18 protein-coding genes and 3 pseudogenes are annotated in these 16595 nt (G+C 46.7%); 6 read left to right on the top strand and 15 right to left on the bottom strand.

The window, feature by feature from the left end; all coding sequences use genetic code 11:
* Positions 1 to 34 precede the first annotated feature (34 nt).
* The 6 genes from hpf to BQ5809_RS04375 all read right to left on the bottom strand — a co-directional run bounded on the left by hpf (position 35) and on the right by BQ5809_RS04375 (position 4408).
* A complete protein-coding gene (gene hpf, locus BQ5809_RS04400) occupies positions 35 to 325 on the bottom strand; it encodes a ribosome hibernation-promoting factor, HPF/YfiA family (protein WP_003785433.1) in 291 nt (96 codons plus the stop codon).
* A 58-nt stretch (positions 326 to 383) separates the two neighbouring features.
* A complete protein-coding gene (gene rpoN / locus BQ5809_RS04395; RefSeq protein WP_003785435.1) occupies positions 384 to 1739 on the bottom strand; it encodes an RNA polymerase factor sigma-54 in 1356 nt (451 codons plus the stop codon).
* A 161-nt stretch (positions 1740 to 1900) separates the two neighbouring features.
* Positions 1901 to 2626: an LPS export ABC transporter ATP-binding protein gene (gene lptB, locus BQ5809_RS04390; RefSeq protein ID WP_003789424.1), complete on the bottom strand. Its 726-nt coding sequence runs from the start codon at positions 2624 to 2626 to the stop codon at positions 1901 to 1903.
* Between the two features lie 174 nt (positions 2627 to 2800).
* A complete protein-coding gene (gene lptA / locus BQ5809_RS04385; RefSeq protein WP_003785439.1) occupies positions 2801 to 3316 on the bottom strand; it encodes a lipopolysaccharide transport periplasmic protein LptA in 516 nt (171 codons plus the stop codon).
* Complete coding sequence (gene lptC, locus BQ5809_RS04380) at positions 3300 to 3872, bottom strand: LPS export ABC transporter periplasmic protein LptC (RefSeq protein WP_003785440.1); 573 nt, start codon at positions 3870 to 3872, stop codon at positions 3300 to 3302. The genes lptA and lptC overlap by 17 nt, the downstream gene beginning before the upstream one ends.
* Positions 3869 to 4408, bottom strand: a complete 540-nt coding sequence (locus BQ5809_RS04375) for a KdsC family phosphatase (RefSeq protein ID WP_003785441.1) — start codon at positions 4406 to 4408, stop codon at positions 3869 to 3871. Before BQ5809_RS04375 ends, lptC begins: the two co-directional genes overlap by 4 nt.
* A gap of 110 nt (positions 4409 to 4518) precedes the next feature.
* Here BQ5809_RS04375 and BQ5809_RS04370 point away from each other — a divergent pair, with 110 nt between their 5' ends.
* Both BQ5809_RS04370 and kdsB read left to right on the top strand, forming a co-directional pair.
* Positions 4519 to 4701 carry a Trm112 family protein gene (locus BQ5809_RS04370; protein WP_003789428.1) on the top strand — a complete coding sequence of 61 codons (183 nt, stop codon included), beginning with the start codon at positions 4519 to 4521 and terminating at the stop codon, positions 4699 to 4701.
* Positions 4698 to 5456 carry a 3-deoxy-manno-octulosonate cytidylyltransferase gene (gene kdsB, locus BQ5809_RS04365; RefSeq protein WP_003785443.1) on the top strand — a complete coding sequence of 253 codons (759 nt, stop codon included), beginning with the start codon at positions 4698 to 4700 and terminating at the stop codon, positions 5454 to 5456. Before BQ5809_RS04370 ends, kdsB begins: the two co-directional genes overlap by 4 nt.
* A gap of 83 nt (positions 5457 to 5539) precedes the next feature.
* Here kdsB and BQ5809_RS04360 read toward each other — a convergent pair whose 3' ends face one another.
* From BQ5809_RS04360 to BQ5809_RS04325, 9 genes and pseudogenes are all read right to left on the bottom strand, one after another.
* Positions 5540 to 6838, bottom strand: a complete 1299-nt coding sequence (locus BQ5809_RS04360) for an adenylosuccinate synthase (RefSeq protein ID WP_003785444.1) — start codon at positions 6836 to 6838, stop codon at positions 5540 to 5542.
* A gap of 132 nt (positions 6839 to 6970) precedes the next feature.
* Positions 6971 to 7275, bottom strand: a pseudogene (locus BQ5809_RS10260) (transposase); the annotation flags it as partial.
* Complete coding sequence (locus BQ5809_RS04355) at positions 7247 to 7408, bottom strand: virulence RhuM family protein (protein ID WP_050792387.1); 162 nt, start codon at positions 7406 to 7408, stop codon at positions 7247 to 7249. The pseudogene BQ5809_RS10260 and the gene BQ5809_RS04355, both read right to left, overlap by 29 nt.
* 108 nt (positions 7409 to 7516) lie before the next feature.
* The gene (locus BQ5809_RS04350; RefSeq protein ID WP_003785447.1) at positions 7517 to 7972 is read right to left on the bottom strand and encodes a hypothetical protein; all 456 of its coding nucleotides are present in this window, start codon (positions 7970 to 7972) and stop codon (positions 7517 to 7519) included.
* 33 nt (positions 7973 to 8005) lie between these two features.
* Positions 8006 to 9134: pseudogene (locus BQ5809_RS04345) on the bottom strand (ATP phosphoribosyltransferase regulatory subunit).
* A 117-nt stretch (positions 9135 to 9251) separates the two neighbouring features.
* Complete coding sequence (gene metF / locus BQ5809_RS04340; protein ID WP_003785451.1) at positions 9252 to 10085, bottom strand: methylenetetrahydrofolate reductase [NAD(P)H]; 834 nt, start codon at positions 10083 to 10085, stop codon at positions 9252 to 9254.
* Between the two features lie 23 nt (positions 10086 to 10108).
* Positions 10109 to 10777 carry a histidinol-phosphatase gene (locus BQ5809_RS04335; RefSeq protein WP_003785452.1) on the bottom strand — a complete coding sequence of 223 codons (669 nt, stop codon included), beginning with the start codon at positions 10775 to 10777 and terminating at the stop codon, positions 10109 to 10111.
* Positions 10774 to 11442 (bottom strand): DnaA regulatory inactivator Hda, encoded by a 669-nt coding sequence (gene hda / locus BQ5809_RS04330; protein WP_003789459.1) that lies wholly within the window; start codon positions 11440 to 11442, stop codon positions 10774 to 10776. The genes BQ5809_RS04335 and hda overlap by 4 nt, the downstream gene beginning before the upstream one ends.
* Positions 11443 to 11681: 239 nt before the next feature.
* Positions 11682 to 12562, bottom strand: a pseudogene (locus tag BQ5809_RS04325) (LysR family transcriptional regulator).
* Positions 12563 to 13027: 465 nt separating this feature from the next.
* Between BQ5809_RS04325 and BQ5809_RS04320 the strand changes: the two are divergent.
* The 4 genes from BQ5809_RS04320 to BQ5809_RS04305 all read left to right on the top strand — a co-directional run bounded on the left by BQ5809_RS04320 (position 13028) and on the right by BQ5809_RS04305 (position 16577).
* On the top strand, positions 13028 to 13891 hold the full coding sequence (locus BQ5809_RS04320; protein WP_003785460.1) for a DegV family protein: 864 nt from the start codon (positions 13028 to 13030) through the stop codon (positions 13889 to 13891).
* A gap of 109 nt (positions 13892 to 14000) precedes the next feature.
* Entirely contained in the window at positions 14001 to 15764 is a 1764-nt protein-coding gene (locus BQ5809_RS04315) for an ABC transporter ATP-binding protein/permease (RefSeq protein ID WP_003785462.1), read from the top strand.
* A 49-nt stretch (positions 15765 to 15813) separates the two neighbouring features.
* A complete protein-coding gene (locus tag BQ5809_RS04310) occupies positions 15814 to 16077 on the top strand; it encodes a transposase (RefSeq protein WP_003789867.1) in 264 nt (87 codons plus the stop codon).
* A complete protein-coding gene (locus BQ5809_RS04305) occupies positions 16056 to 16577 on the top strand; it encodes an IS5 family transposase (RefSeq protein WP_338152167.1) in 522 nt (173 codons plus the stop codon). The genes BQ5809_RS04310 and BQ5809_RS04305 overlap by 22 nt, the downstream gene beginning before the upstream one ends.
* The last annotated feature ends 18 nt before the right edge of the window (positions 16578 to 16595 follow it).

Raw genomic sequence — 16595 nt, 5'->3', positions numbered from 1 at the left:
AAGTGCAGGCTGCTTTGTTATGTTTGACTACGGTTTAACGCACCGCATTGGCTTTTTCTTTGTGTTGCAAGATAGCGCGGTCTAGCTTATCCACCAGCACATCAATCGCGGCATACATATCTTCTTCCACTGCTTCAACGTGCAAATCTTTGCCAGCCAAATGAACTTGTGCGGCAGCTTTGTGTTTGACTTTTTCTACCGACAAGGTAACTGCAACCGACAAAATATTGTCGCTGTGGCGGTTGATGCGCTGCAATTTTTCGGTGATGCGCGTTTTCATCGCTTCGGTTACGTCTAAATGCAAACCAGTGATTTTCAAGTTCATGATACAACTCCTTGTTGCGGGGGTGAAAGCTGCCTGCACAATGCAAACAGCAGAAAAATCAAACTTGTCGGCGTTGCTGCACGGTGGGAATGCCCAGTTGTTCGCGGTATTTTGCCACCGTGCGCCGTGCGATTGTAATGCCTTGTTGTTGCAGTAGTTGGTGCAAATCGGTGTCGCTCAACGGCTTGGTTTTGTCTTCGTTGTCCACAATTTGCGCGATGAGTGAACGAATCGCATTGCCGCTGATGCCGTCTTCGCCCTGATTGCTGCCAATGGCGTTCTGACTGAAGAAATAGCGTAACGCAAATAAGCCTTGTGGGCAAGCTAAATATTTGCTGTTCACGGCGCGAGAAATGGTAGATTCTGCTAATTCTAGCGCAGAAGCGCAATCTTTAATCAACATTGGCACAAGCCCAATTTCGCCAAAAGTGAAAAAATCTTGTTGTCGTTCAACAATGTATTCGGCAACGCGCATAATCGTGCTTTTGCGTTGTTGCAGCATATCTATCTTTTGTTTGGCATGAACCATTTTTTCGCGCCACACGGCATCGTTTTCGATTTCCTGCAAGGCTTCGGATAATTCTGGGTTGATTTGGATTTGCGGAATGGCATCGTCATTGCAAACCACAACCCATTCGCCGCGATGGCTTTCGATAAACACATCGGGGCGCACATAGGCGGTGGGTTCGTCGATGGCAAAGCCGTATGCAGGATAGGGGCGCAGGCTGCTTATCATTTCCAACGCGTCTTCGATGGTCGATTTGGGCGTGTCGGGCATGAGTTTGCTTAATTTATTGATGTTGCGTGGCGTGTTTTGGCTGATGTTGTCCAAATAATGCACGACAATGTGCGCAGCGCAACGGCGTTCTGCCGATAAGGGCAATCTATCTAATTGATGCAGCAGCGATTGTTGCAAATTAGTGGTAGCGATGCCAGGCGGGTCGAATTCGCGTAGTTGTTCTAACGCCAGTTCCATGTCGTCTTCGTCTAGCATCCATTCGAGCGGTGTGTGGTCGATGATTTCTTCGATGCTTTCGGTTAGGTAGCCTTTGTCGTCCAAAAAATCAATCAAAACGTGAACACGCGCGGCTTCTTCGGGCGATAAGGGGTGTTCGCTCACTTGTTTGTGCAAATAGGCATTGAGCGTTTCTTCTTCTACCAAATTTTCCCATGCGCTGCTGTCGTCATCGTCCAAGCTAATGTGGCGTTTGGACGAAATATTGGCGGTATAGTGTGGTTCTTTACCCCAGTCTTCCGATTCGCGGCGTTCTAGCAAGGGATTGTCTGCCAACCAATCTTCTACCTCGCGCTCAACCTCCAAGCCCGACATTTGCAATACGCGCAAGGATTGCTGCATGGCTTGGTTAAGCTGCAGGGTTTGTTTGAGTTTGAGTTGAAACTTCGTGCTAGTCATAGTTTATGGAATGGGGTAAATATAGTGGATTAAATTTAGATTAGGACAAGGCGACAACGACCGCCGTGTACATCTAGTACATAAGGGAGTTGGCAACGCTGTACTAATCTAAATTTAATTCACTATTAAAGTGCAGGCTGCTTTTTTAAGGTTTATTTTGGTTAATAATCAAAATTTTCGCCCAAATACACTTGGCGAACTTGCTCGTTATTGACTAAATCGTCTGGTTTGCCCGATGCCAGCACCGTGCCATCGCTAATAATATAGGCGCGGTCGCAAATTCGCAGCGTTTCGCGCACGTTGTGGTCGGTAATCAACACGCCAATGCCGCGTTGTTTTAAAAATTCAATGATTTTTTGAATGTCTATCACGGCGATGGGGTCCACGCCTGCAAATGGTTCGTCCAACAAAATAAAACGCGGCTGCATGGCAAGCACTCGCGCAATTTCTACGCGGCGGCGTTCGCCACCCGATAGCGCAGGGGCAGGGCTGTGGCGCAGGCGTTCAATGTTCAAATCGGCAAGCAATTTGTTTAGTTGTTGTTCGATTTGATGTTTGTCGCGCAGGCGGATTTCTAAAATGGCGCGAATGTTTTCTTCCACCGTCATTTTGCGGAAAATGGACGGCTCTTGTGGCAAGTAGCCAATGCCTGCTTGGGCGCGTTGGTGGATTGGACTGTGGCGCAGTTCTTTGCCGTCTAGTGAAATCGTGCCGCTGTCGGCTGCAATCAGTCCCACAACCATGTAAAAACTGGTGGTTTTGCCTGCGCCGTTTGGCCCAAGCAGTCCGATGACTTCTCCGCTGGCAATGTCTAGCGAGAAGTCTTTAACCACTTGGCGTTTTTTGAAGGTTTTTTGTAAACCTTTGACGTGTAGATGAGAAGTCATAGTGAATCTTTTGTTACAAAAAGTGCAGGCTAAAACCGATGTCATCATTCTCGCACAGGTGGGAATCTATCTAACTTATTCAGTTGTCAGGGTTAATTATGTGTTACCTAACTATTGCGTTAGATTCCTGCCTACGCAGGAATGACGGACAGGAGAAAAGTGCAGGCTGCTTTTTTACTGTTTTTGGCTCGGCTGAATAATCACGGTAACGCGGCGTCCTTTTTTGTTGCCTACTGCGTTGCCACCCAATACGGTGTAAATTTCGGTTTGAGTATTGTAACTAATCGCTTCGCCTTGTGCCATATCGCCACCGCGCTGCACTTTGGCATTACCAATCAGTTTGACCAAGTTTCGCGCTGAATCGTATTCAGCACGGCTGCCCCAGCCTTCGGCAATGCCTTTATTGCCTTCTAGCTGTTGGCGAAAATACACAGGATTACCTGTTGCCACCATGGTTTGATTGCCGTTTTTATCTTGGCTGACACGCGCATTTTGCGCTTTCATGTGCAGGCTGCCTTGCGTTACCAGCACGTTGCCCGAAAACACGGTTACTTGGTTTTTTTGGTCTAGCGAGCCTTGGTCGGCTTCAATCGCAATCGGTTGTTTGCGGTCGCTGTCCAAAGCGTGAACGTGCAGGCTGCTTGTGGCTAAAATCGCCGCTAAAACAGCGGTTTTAAGGTTGATTTGCATAGATTAAGGCTTTCACTTTGGCGGGCAAATTCAGTTGCCCATTTTTATGGTCATAAGTCATGCCAACCGAACTGCCTGTGGATTGTCCGTATTGATATTGAATTGGCGCATCGGTTTGGGCGATTTGGGTTACGGTATTTACCGTCAAATGCGAAGTGTTCACTTGCGCGGCAGGACGCTCGGCATCGGCGGTTTTGTCTAGCTGGACATCGGTATCCAAAAATACGGTTTTGCTGTTTAACTCGTATCGCGCATTTTGGCTGCGGACTTCGTATTGCAGCGCGTTTTGCTCAAACAGTTGCAAATGCGGTTGCTGGATATACACGTTTTCTTGGTCGGGCAGTTGCCACATACGCGGCGATGCCAGTTTTTCGTGCAGGCTGCCTGTTGCATCAAAACGCTTGGCTTCTACGTTTAGCCCCAAATATTGTGGCTCTTTTGGATTGAGTTGCACCACTTCTTCGCTGATTTGGCTGATTTGGTCTAGCCACGAACTGATGCCGCCCAAAATCAATGCCAGCGAAAGGGGAAAAATCAAACTGCGAAATCGGCTCATTGCGTGTACTCGTTCAAAGCAGCCTGCAAAGTGTTTTGCGCGTGCATAATCAAATCGGTGCATTCGCGGATTGCGCCCATGCCACCGTATTTTTGCGTGGTGTAGGCGGCGCGTTGTTGCACAAAAATGTGTGCGTTGGCAACGGCAATCGGCAAGCCACAACGCACCATCACGGGTAAATCAATCACATCATCGCCCACCATCGCGCATTGTTTGGCAGATAAGCCTAGCTGGTCGCGCAGTTGTTCGTATGCCATGCGTTTGTCGTCAATGCCACACAAATAGTGACTAATTCCCAACGATTGGGCGCGTGCGGCAACGGCAGGGTCATTTCGCGCGGTAATAATTGCGGTTTGCACGCCTGTTTTTTGCAACATTTTGATGCCGTGTCCGTCCAATGTGTTAAACGGTTTGATGATTTCGCCTGTGCTGGCAATGAACAGCTGACCCGTGGTTAGCACGCCATCTACGTCCATAATCAACAGCTTAACCGCTTGGGCGCGAGGCAAAATATCGGGGGCGACGTGATTAAACATAACGCGAATCCAAAATAGAAAACGCGCATTTTAACAGAATTTATCGCGCTGATTTGTGCGATAATACGGCAGATTCAAATTTCTGATTGATGACACAGGAAAAAAGTAATATGGATAAAAAATACCTAGATTTATTGATTTGCCCCATTACCAAGCAACCGTTGCAATACCACGCCGACAAGCAAGAATTGTGGAGTAAGGTGGCAAAATTGGCATTTCCAATTCGCGACGGTATTCCGATTATGCTGGAAAACGAAGCGCGAGCCTTAACCGATTTGGAGTGTGCAGAATGACGGCGTTTACCGTATTGATTCCAGCGCGTTTGTCGTCCAGCCGTTTGCCGGAAAAAGCGTTGGCAGACATTGGCGGCAAGCCCATGGTGGTGCGCGTGGCAGAACGAGCCGCGCAATCGTCGGCGCAACAAATTGTGGTGGCAACTGACCACGCCAAAATCCAAGCAGCCTGCACCGAGCAGGGCATTGTCGCCGTTTTGACCAGCGACACACATCAAAGCGGCACAACACGATTGGCAGAAGCCGCGCAACTGCTGAATTTGCCCGATGATGCGATTGTGGTAAACGTGCAAGGCGATGAGCCATTGATTCCGCCCGAATTGATTGAACGTGTGGCGCAAAAATTGGCAAACAGCCACGCGCCCATGGCAACCGCCGCACACCCTGTTCACGATTTTGCCGAATTTATGAATCCCAACTGCGTGAAAGTGGTGTTTGATAAACAGCAACAAGCCTTGTATTTTAGCCGTGCGCCGATTGCCTATCCGCGTGATTTGATGTTGCAAAACGCACAAACTTTGCCCAATCCATTGCCGTTGCGCCACATTGGGATTTATGCCTACCGCGTGGGCTTTTTGAAGCAATACGCGCAATTAGCTGAATCGCCGCTGGAAGTGTGCGAAAGTTTGGAGCAACTGCGTGTGTTGTGGCATGGCTACCCGATTGCGGTGGAAGTGCTAGACCACGCACCGCCCGCTGGTGTGGACACGAGTGAAGACTTGGCGCGTGTGCGTGAACTGTGGCAAAGCGCGTAGCGAAGTCGTACAGATAAATAATTAATATAGAGCAGCCTGCACTTTGGTTAAATGTAAAGTGCAGGCTGTTTTTTTATATGGCTTTATTGAAATGGGTGTTGCACCAAAATGGTTTCTTCGCGGTCAGGACCAGTTGAAATAATTGCGATTGGCGCACCGCACACTTCTTCAATGCGTTTCAGATATTTTTTCGCATTGGTCGGCAGCGCGTCATACGATTTCACGCCGAAAGTCGTTTCCGTCCAGCCGTCCATTGTTTCGTAAATTGGCGTGCAATTCGCAACCGCGTCCGCACCGAATGGCAAAATATCAGTCGTAGAACCGTCTGGCAGCGTGTAGCCCGTGCAAATTTTCACTTCTTTCATGCCGTCCATCACGTCCAATTTCGTGATGCACATGCCTGTGATACCGTTCACTTGAATCGAGCGTTTCAACGCCGCCGCATCAAACCAACCACAACGGCGCGGACGACCTGTTACTGAGCCGAACTCGTTGCCTCGTTGTGCCAAACCTGCGCCCACATCGTCAAACAATTCTGTCGGGAAAGGGCCGCTACCCACGCGCGTGGTATAGGCTTTCACAATACCTAATACATATTGCAACATTTGCGGTGGCACACCTGCGCCAGCCGAAGCCGCGCCAGCAATACAATTTGATGAAGTAACAAAAGGATAAGTGCCGTAATCAATATCCAACAACGTGCCTTGCGCACCTTCAAACAACAAACGCTCACCGCGTTGATTTTTGTCGTACAAAGTGCGCGAAACGTCCGCAATCATCGGCAAAACACGTTCGCGGAATGCGTTGATTTTCGCCATCACATCATCAAACGAAACAGGCGCAACTTTGTGCAAATGTTCCAACTGAACATTGTACAAATCCAAATTCGCGCGAACCTTGTCCGCCACCAAATCCATATTCAACAAATCGCCCACGCGCACCGAACGACGCGCCACTTTGTCTTCATACGCAGGACCGATGCCGCGTCCTGTTGTGCCGATTTTTTTGTCGCCTTTTGATGCTTCACGCGCTTGGTCTAGCGCGATGTGATACGGCAAAATCAAGGGCGTGGTTGCCGAAATTTTCAAGCGTTTTTCCACGTCTTTCACGCCAGCCGCGTTCAATTCGTCAATCTCGCCGAGCAAGGCTTCAGGCGACACGACCACGCCCGACCCGATAAAGCAATCCAATTTTTCATGCAAAATGCCGCTTGGAATCAAGCGTAACACGGTTTTTTTGCCGTTTACGACCAGCGTGTGTCCTGCGTTGTGCCCGCCCTGAAAACGCACCACGCCTGTGGTTTGTTCCGCGAGCCAATCTACGATTTTGCCTTTGCCTTCGTCGCCCCATTGCGAACCGATGACTACTACGTTTTGTGCCATTTTGTTTGACCTTTTTTGGTTAAAAAAAAATGTTTCAGGCTGCCTGAAAGAGTGATTATTTATATTTTTGCAAGTTTTTTCATTACTTCTAGTCTAATTTGCATAAAATGATTTAGGGGCTGTCCTAGATAACTAGGATAAACTCAATTTCACTAATTGTTTTAAAATAGAACAAGAACTTTTATCTCACTGTTGTTAAAACGCCATTCGCACTCCTTTAAATATAGCTCAAGATGCTCTTTAGGAATGCCGTTAAATTTGCGTAAATGACGTTTTGCTTGATTCCAAAAGTTCTCAATTCCGTTGATATGGTTTTGTCGTTCAGCAAAATGTGTGCTGTGATTGATACGAAAACGAAGTTTCAGCGAAGCTAAAATGGCTTTGTCGCTTACATCTAATACATCATAGCTACGATAACAATCCGTATAAACAATGCTGTATAACAGATACATCACGCCCAAACAGTTCTACTATTTGCGCTTGCGATAACCAAACGGCTTCCTGCTCAAAACGCACTTCTACTTGTGTTTCGCCATTTTCGGTTTGATAAATTTCAATCAGGTTGTTCATTTTTTCCTTTCTGTTTTTCAGGCTGCCTGAAAATCCCAAAATTACCATTTCCAGTGATACCGCTTTTTGCGTTTTTCATGAGCAAGACGATTGGCGCGAAATCCTGTTCTACCTTCTGCTTGTCCATACAAGAAGAAATGTATCAGAAATCCTGTAAAACTCATGCCAAATAATGCGAAAAATAGCACATCCTGCTTGTCCATACAAGAAGAAATGTATCAGAAATCCTGTAAAACTCATGCCAAATAATGCGAAAAATAGCACATCAAATACATTACCACCTTGCCACGCTTTATAAACTGAATAAAGTGTCCAGCCTGAAAGCAATAAGATAAGCATACCGCTTAATAATCGTGAAATCCATTTAAATGATGTCGCCAAAAAAGTTTCCAAACGACTGGCGTATGAACGTTTTTCAGCAAAATCAAAATAGGCAAGAATAGCGAAAAAAATGCAAGGTATCAGAAAACACAGCCAGCCGCCCAGCGTGGTAAAACCGTTGTCTAAATAAATCAAAAATGCGAGAAAAAGCATAGAAAGCAAGGCTAAAATTTTATCGCTCATTTGAAGATTCCTCTTTTTTCAGGCAGCCTGCACTTACTCCACAACCCAATCTTCCCCACGCAAAACCAACTTTTTCAGGCTGCCTGAATTATCCGCCACACCATAATCAATCACCACACACACGCCTTGTTTGCGCAACTGCTCCACCGCATTACGCGCCGCCGCGTAATCCTTTTGCGCCACACGCACCGCTTGTGGACGTTCGCTTGCCGCCAAACACGCGTAAATCAAAACTAAAACCCGTAGCAGGACGACTGCGCCCAAAATATTGACCCAAGCCGTCATAACGCCCACCATGCGCCACCGCATCGTGATAATCGGGCGTATAAGCCGCATACAGCAAACCCGTGTGGTAATTGTCCACGCGCACTTCCGCCAAATCAATATGCACCGCCTGCGCTGGGAACGCCGTACACACCTGCGCCAACGAATCCAACGCCTGCGTAATCGACGTTAGCTGTGGCAATTTGGTTCGCGCTGTTTCCACGATTTCGCGTCCGCCATATAATTCAGGCAGCAATGCCAGCGCGTTTGTCCAAATATCGTCTAATTGCCAGCTTTGCGCCAATTCGCGCACGGCTTCGCGGTCTTTGTTTTGCATAATGGCGAGCAACTGCTGACTTTGTGCTGTGTCCAACTGCGCGGCGGTGGCAATCGCGCGGAACATGCCAATGTGTCCTAACGACAAAATCACATTGTCCAAACCGCCCATTTTTAGCGATTTCAACATCAAATCAATCAGTTCAATATCGGCAACCGTGTCCGCGCAGCCGTACAATTCCGTGCTCGTTTGGAATGGCTCGCGTGTGGTTAAAAAGCCGTCAGGTTTGGCGTGCAACACGCTGCCTGAATAGCACAAACGGTTAATCCCTTGATTTTGAGACAACAAATGCGCGTCAATTTGCGCCACTTGCGGCGTGATGTCGGCGCGAATGCCGAGTTGTCGTCCGCTTAATTGGTCGGGTACGCGAATCGTTTTTAGCGATAAGCCGTTGTCAATGTGTGTGAGCAGCGAATCGCTGTATTCCATTAAAGGTGGGTGGACGAGTTCAAATCCATGCACGCGAAACAAGGCAAGTATTTGTTCTTTTACGCTTTCTATCTGACGAGCGCGTTCAGGTAAAATATCGGCGATGTGTTCGGGAAGTTGCCAAGTTTGCATGATTGTAGTCTTTCGTAAATAAACAGAGTGGGAACTTTAACATAAAATAACGATTGAGTGCGATGAAAAGCAGCCTGCATTTTGTCTATTTAAAATGCAGGCTGCTTTTTGTGTGGATTAGTAACCCAAACGCTGACAAATCGTGGATACCAAACCTGCCTGATTGAGCGTGTAAAAATGCAAACTTGGCGCACCTTCGCGCAGCAAGCGTTCGCACATCTCGGTTACCACGTCCAATGCCAAGGCTTTGATAGACGCGGTGTCATCGGCATACGATTGCAATTTCAAGCGCAACCAACGCGGAATTTCTGCGCCACAAGTATCAGAAAAACGCGCCAATTTGGCAAAGCTGGCAATCGGCATAATGCCAGGCACAATCGGAATGGTTACGCCGCGCCCTTGCACGTCATCTACAAAACGGAAATACGCATCGGCATTGTAAAAATATTGCGTAATCGCCGAATCTGCGCCTGCTTTGACTTTGCGAACAAAATGGTTGATGTCGTCTTCCGCGCTGCGCGATTGTGGGTGGTATTCGGGATACGCCGCCACTTCCACATGAAAATCGCTGCCGTGTTCGGTTTTAATCAGTTCTACCAATTCGTTGGCATAGCGCATACCGTCCATGCCCAAGCCAATGCCAGACGGAATGTCGCCACGCAACGCGACAATGTGTTTCACGCCCATCGCTTTGTATTGCAACAACAATTCTTTGATTTCTTCGGCTTTCATGCCAATGCAGGGTAGGTGGGGTGCAGCGGCAATGCCTTCGGACAAAATGTCGCTAATCGCTTGCATTGTGCCATCGCGTGTGCTGCCGCCTGCGCCCGAAGTACACGAAAAAAACGCTGGGTTGAATTGGCTCAACTGTTTGCGTGTGATGACTTGTTTGGCGCGACCTTCTGGTGTGCGCGTGGGGAAAAATTCAAAACTTAATTGTTTTCTAGACATATTAACTCCTTGATATTTTATTGTTATTGAAAATTCAAAACCGCCCAACCGTGCTGCTTTGCGTGTGCCAGCAAAGTCTCATCTGGATTGATGGCAACCGCTTCATCAACCAACTGCATCAATGGCAAATCGTTGTACGAATCGCTGTAAAAATAAGTTTTGCCATAGCTTTGCATGGTTTCGCCACGCGCTGCCAGCCATTCGTTTAGGCGTGTGATTTTGCCTTCGCGCAGGCTGGGTGTGCCGACCATTTTGCCTGTAAACGCGCCATTTTCATCGCTTTCCAGTTGCGTGCCGATGATGTTGTTGATGCCAAATGCGTGGCAAATCGGCGTGATAATGTATTCGTTGGTTGATGAAATAACCAGCAATTCATCGCCTGCATCGCGGTGGCTTTGCACCAGCATTTTTGCCATTTGCGTGATGTGCGGCTGAATGTATTTTTGCATGAATTCGGCGTGCAGCGCATCGCGTTGTGCAGGCTGCATTCCGACTAGCGGCGCGATTTGGAACGCAATAAAATCGGCAACATTCAAGCAACCATTTTGATAATCTTGATAAAACTGTGCGTTTTTGGTGGCAGCTTGTTCGGCATCGAGCAAGCCTTTTTCAATTAAAAATTGTGGAAAGGCGTTGTCGCTGTCGGTGTTGATGAGTGTGTGGTCTAGGTCAAAAATGGCAAGGTTTTTCATGCTTGTTCCTGTTGTTTTAAGAGTTTACGCAAAAGTGGCAGCGTAATCGGTTTGCCTTGCGTAATGGAGTAATTGGCTAAATCGTTGAACATAGACAATAAACTGTGCAAATCTTGTCGCCAATGTTCCAACAAATAATGATAAATGGCTGGGTCTATATTGAGTTGTCGCGCGTGTGCCATATTGGTTAGGGCTTCAATTTTTTCCTCTTGGCTCAATGATTTGACTTCGTATGCCAAACAAAAACTCATGCGTGTGCGTAGGTCTTCGCGCAGTTGCAATTTGCTGGGTGCAACGTCTGCCGATAGCAGTAAATGTCCTTTTTTGCTGTTGCGAAAGCAGTTGAACACATAAAACAAGGTGGCTTGCTCTTGTGCGTTGAGTTTTTCTACTTGGTCTATGGCGACAAAATCGTAGTCGGCGGCGGCATCGGTGAGTGGTGTGCTACCTACGTCTATATATAGGGCGCGATGTCCTGCCTGCATGGCTTGCCCCACCCATGCTTGTAAAATGTGGCTTTTGCCCGAGCCTTGTTCGCCCCAAATGTACAAAAATTGGTCGTGTTCTTGTTGCAGAATGTAGATGAGCTCGGCATTGGCGTGTCCGAGCAATTTGTCAAAGCGAGGGTAGGCGGGTTCGTCAAAATCAAAGGCTAATTGGTTCATGACGTGGCTTTTCGGTAGATAAGAATAGATTGAATTGTATAGTGGATAGGTACAGGCTGCCAAGATTGAAAGCAGCCTGCACTTTTGGGTATCCATTTTTGGCAGAAAGTTTTGTATGCACGCCAATCTGCTCCCTCTCCCTAGCCCCAGAGAGAGGACAAGGTTGCTGCTAATTGAACATTTTGTTGAGCATTCAAGTATGAATGGAAGGTGCAGGCTGCTTCGTATCGCACCAAACATCACACCTGCCAAACCTGCGTTACATGGTCGCGCAACAACACCAATGCTGGGTCTTCGCTGTATTCGTCCAAATAGATAAACGACAAGGGCAGCGATTGTTCGTATTCTGGAATCATCGCAATGGGTTTGCCTTGTGCTTGTGCCAGCTCTGCGCTGTGTTTGGGGACAATCGCCAAGCCTGTGCCAGCCGCGCACAAATCAATAATCGCTTGTGGATAATCGCAAATAATTTGTTTTTTGGGACTGAGCTTGTGGCGTTGCCAAAATTGCTGCAAATTTTGTAGCTGCCCGAAATGCCCGACATTTCAATCCAAGTAAATTGATTGAGGCTTTTGGGCAAACCGCTGCGAATGGCGGCTTCGTCTTGGGCTGGGCAAATCAGCGAATAGGCGATGTTTTCCAGCGCAATCGTGTGCAGGCTGCGTTGGTTGATGTGTCCCAAGAAAAAGCCGCCGTGCAGTTTTTTTGCCAATAAGCGCGACAAAATTTCGCCGCTCATGCCGTATTGAATATGCAAATGCACATCGGGCTAGGTTTGCATGATGTGTTGTGTCAGTACCGATACTTTGTTGCTGTTAATCGGGTGGATTAAGCCGAGCTGGATATTTTGGACATAGTGTTCTGACAGGGTTTGCGCGAACACTTCCAAGCGGTGTTTGTGTTGCAACAATGATTCGGCTTCGGGCAGCAGCACTTCGCCTGCGCGTGTGAGTTGCATACCGTTGTTGGTGCGCGTAAACAAGGGGGTGCCAACATCGTTTTCAATCGCTTTGATTTGTGCTGACACGGCAGGCTGCGACAAAAACAATTTTTCGGCGGCTTGGGTTAAGTTTTGCGTGTGTGCTACGGTGATGAATGCTTTGAGTTGAGTAATATCCATAAATAATACCAGCAGGCAGCCTGCACTTTTTGTAAAGAATCGTATTGTAAATGCGATTGCAGGCTGCTTGAAAGTTTTTTCTGATAATCCAAATTGTTAGGCTGAGACCTTTGCAAAACCCCAGATTTGAGTGCAGTTCAAAGTGATAGCATCGCAGAGCGCGCAGATAATATTGAAATATTTTCAAGCGTTCGAGAAGTGCATCACGAAGAAATGCGCCAAAGATGGGGTTTTGTAAAGGTTTCAATATGTACGTTCGATGACGAGCATTGGCGCAGCAGAAGCGTCTGACCATTGATATAAACGAAAAAAACAGCCTGCACTTTTGTTGATAGAAAGTGCAGGCTGCTTTTTAATATTCTTGATGATAGTGATTGTAAGAAATTGGAAAAAATCCAAAACAAATGTAAAATGCGCGCCATTTTTAGATCAAAATTCTATTCAAGATACAGGAAGTATTCTCTTATGAAAAAACGATTGGTTGTGGCAATGTCCACTGCGTGCCTAGATTATTACAAAGAGCCGCATAATGTTCGCACCCTGCGCTTGAATATCCGCATGGACGAAAGCCTGTTTGTAGATGGCGAAACACTCAACGCTGCCGAATTTGAAGATTGGCTCATTAAGCACCCACGCACTATGGCACGAACATCGCCACCATCGCCCAGCGCATTAAACCGATTTTTCTTAAAGATTGCAGATGAAGGCTATACCGAAGTGCTGGTTGTCGCCATGTCCAGCGCATTAAGCCAAACCTATACACACATTAAAGAAGCTGCCGCCTTGTTTGCAGGCAAACTCAAAATCCATTTGTTCGACACCAAAACAGGCGCGTTTGCCGAAGGCTTTATAGCATTGGAAGCAGACCGCTGCTTCTGTGCGGGTTTGACCACCGAAAAAACCATCGCCCGTTTGCAGCACTTGCGTCAAACCAACACACTCATGTTTGCCGTGAGCGATTTGAGCTACTTAATCAACAACGGACGCTTGTCGCAAACCGCAGGCTTTATCGCCAATGCCTTAAATATCAAACCGATTATCCAAGTAACCCCCAAAGGCGAAGCAGTTGTAGCAGAAAAAATCATCAGCTTTTCACGCGCCATGAACAATATGTCTAACCAACTGGGACAATACATGAAAAATGGCGGTAAAAAGCAATACATTTACCTGCTCTACACAGGCACACCGCGCGAATGGTTCAGAGAATTTGAAGGCATCATCGCTAAAAAACATGGCTTAAAAAACTTGCCAGCGTATCCGATTAGCCCAGTTGTATCGGCACACTCGGGACCCAATTCGGTTGGATTTGGTATCTTCTGGGATTTGTAAAACCAATAAACCAAGCAGCCTACAATAAAGTGCAGGCTGCTTTTGTGTATCAAAAATAATAAAAAACCACTGCTTTCACAAATATTTATCGCTTAAATAGAAAGAAGTCATGAAAACTTGGCAAACCGAACTCTATGGCACACCCATGTGGCTGCTGCAAACTTTTACCGCCACCATGGTGCTGTTGGCAATCAGCATTTATTTGATTGGCAAAACCCGATTTGGGCGACAATTTTGGCACGTTCTGCGCCCTTGTTTAGACCGAAAAAGCAGTCTGCACATCATTGGCTTTGTCGCGCTAATGATTTTATTGCTGCTGACCGAAGTCCGCCTGAATGTGTTTAGCACCTTCATGTCCAGCGGTTTGTACACGTCCATGCAAGACATGAATGTGCAAGCCTTTTGGCTGTTTGCAGGCATGAACGCCGCGGTGGTGCTGCTGCGAACTTTCAACGGCGCGGTCAATGATTTTTTAGACCAAGCCCTTGCGATTAAATGGTCAAAGCAGCTCAATCAAGTGCTGGTGTCGCACTGGCTGGCGCACAAAAACTACTATCGCCTGCAAAATCAACGCCAATCGCCCGATAACATCGACCAACGTATTCAGCAAGACGCGCAAGAATTCATCGCCAATACGATTGAATTTATCCGCGGCATGCTCAATTCGGGTTTGTCGTCTATTGAGTTCACGCTGGTGCTATGGGGCTTGGCAGGCATACTCACGATTTTTGGGATAGACATTCCGCACGGCATTGTGTTTTTGGTGTTTATTGTCGTGATTTTGGCGACTTGCATTGCGATGTGGATTGGTAAGCCTTTGATTCAGTATAATTATGAAAACGAACGACTCAACGGCGATTACCGCTATTCGCTAATCCGTGTGCGCGACCATGCCGAGAGCGTTGCCTTTTACAACGGCGAAGCGGTGGAGCAAGAACGTCTATCACAAAACTTTGTCGCCATTATCAAAAACCGCTGGCTCATTGCCCGACAAAGCGTTACGTTGAGCGGTTTTAACGATATGTTCAGCCAAGGCATACAATTATTGCCGATTATTTTGCAAGCACCGCGCCTGTTTGAAGGACAAATCAAAATTGGCGACATTCATCAAACCGTGCAAGTGTTTGTGCGATTGCAACGCTCTTTGTCATTTTTTCGCTTATTTTACAAACAGTTCACATCTTATCGCGCCCGATTAGAGCGTTTGAGCGGTTTTTTAAGCAGCTTGGAATACACGCCGCACTCACAGCAACCCACGCGTGAAACCAACGAAAGCAGCCTGCACTTGGAAAACGTGGCTCTGTTGCGCCCCAGTCAAGAAGTATTGATTGAAAACATCAACTTATCGGTGAAACAAGGCGAAAGTTTGTTGATTAAAGGCCCATCGGGTTGCGGCAAAACGTCTTTATTGCGCCTGATTGCAGGCTTATGGGCATTTGGCGGAGCAGGGCGCATTGTATCGCCACAAATGAGCGGCACGATGTTTGTGCCACAGCGACCGTATGTGCCACAAGGCAGCCTGCAACAAACTTTATGCTACCCAAGCCACCAAGCCAGCGAAGCACAAATTTTACAAGTGTTGGACGATTGCAAATTGGTGCATCTTGCCGAGCATTTAGATAAAGTGAAAGATTGGCAACACATTTTGTCGCCTGGTGAATTGCAGCGTTTGGTGTTTGCCCGAATTTTGTTAGCGCAACCCAAAATGATTTTGCTGGACGAAGCCACCGCCGCTTTGGACGAACCGACCGAAGCGCATCTTTATCAACTGATACGCCAACGCCTGCCCGATAGCATTATCGTTAGCATTGGGCATCGCAGCACGCTGGACGATTTGCACCATCGGAGTATGCATATTGTGGGTGGTTGTTGATTGTGTTATCTGTAAGAACCTGTATTCACAAAAATGATAAAATATCTTTATGACTAGAAAATCCTACCCAACAGACTTAACAGATGCCCAATGGCAAGCGATTGAGCCACATTTTAACCAGCTACGCCACTACAAATGGGATAAACGTCAATTAGTGAATGCCGTTTTGTATATTACCAAAACAGGTTGCCAGTGGCGTATGCTGCCCAATGATTTTCCACCTTATTCAACCGTATGGAGTTTCTATCGCAGAGCCAATCAATCAGGCTTATGGGATAGAATTCTTTTGGCATTGGTTCAAAAAAACGTTTAATCCATCAAAAACAAGCAATGCCAACTTATGCCATTATTGATTCACAAAGCGTCAAAACAGCTTCTAGCGCACATGATAAAGGTTTTGATGGAGGTAAAAAAATCAAAGGTCGTAAGCGACATATAGCTGTTGATACGTTGGGTAATCTATTGTCTGTTGTGGTTCATGCAGCCAATATTCATGACACAAAAGCAGGTATTTTTGTAGCAAAAAAAGCGTTTGAGACCTATCCGAGTTTAAAAGGTTTCTGTGCAGACGCAGGTTATCGGAATACATTTGAGCGTGAAGTATCAGAGCAATTGGGTTTAACTGTTGAGATTTCAAAGAGAATTCAAGATATTTCTTGGCATATTCTGCCCAAACGTTGGATTGTAGAACGAACGTTTGCATGGTTAGGTTGGTCTCGACGTTTAGCAAAAGATTTTGAGCAGACGAATTTATCTGCTGAAAATTTTGTTAAACTAGGGTATATTTCACAAATATTAAAATTTATCAAATAGTTGTTTGTGAATACAGGT

This window comes from Kingella kingae ATCC 23330, assembly GCF_900111845.1.
In the GTDB taxonomy this organism is placed as follows: domain Bacteria; phylum Pseudomonadota; class Gammaproteobacteria; order Burkholderiales; family Neisseriaceae; genus Kingella; species Kingella kingae.
This window is presented reverse-complemented; position numbering and strand designations above follow the sequence as displayed.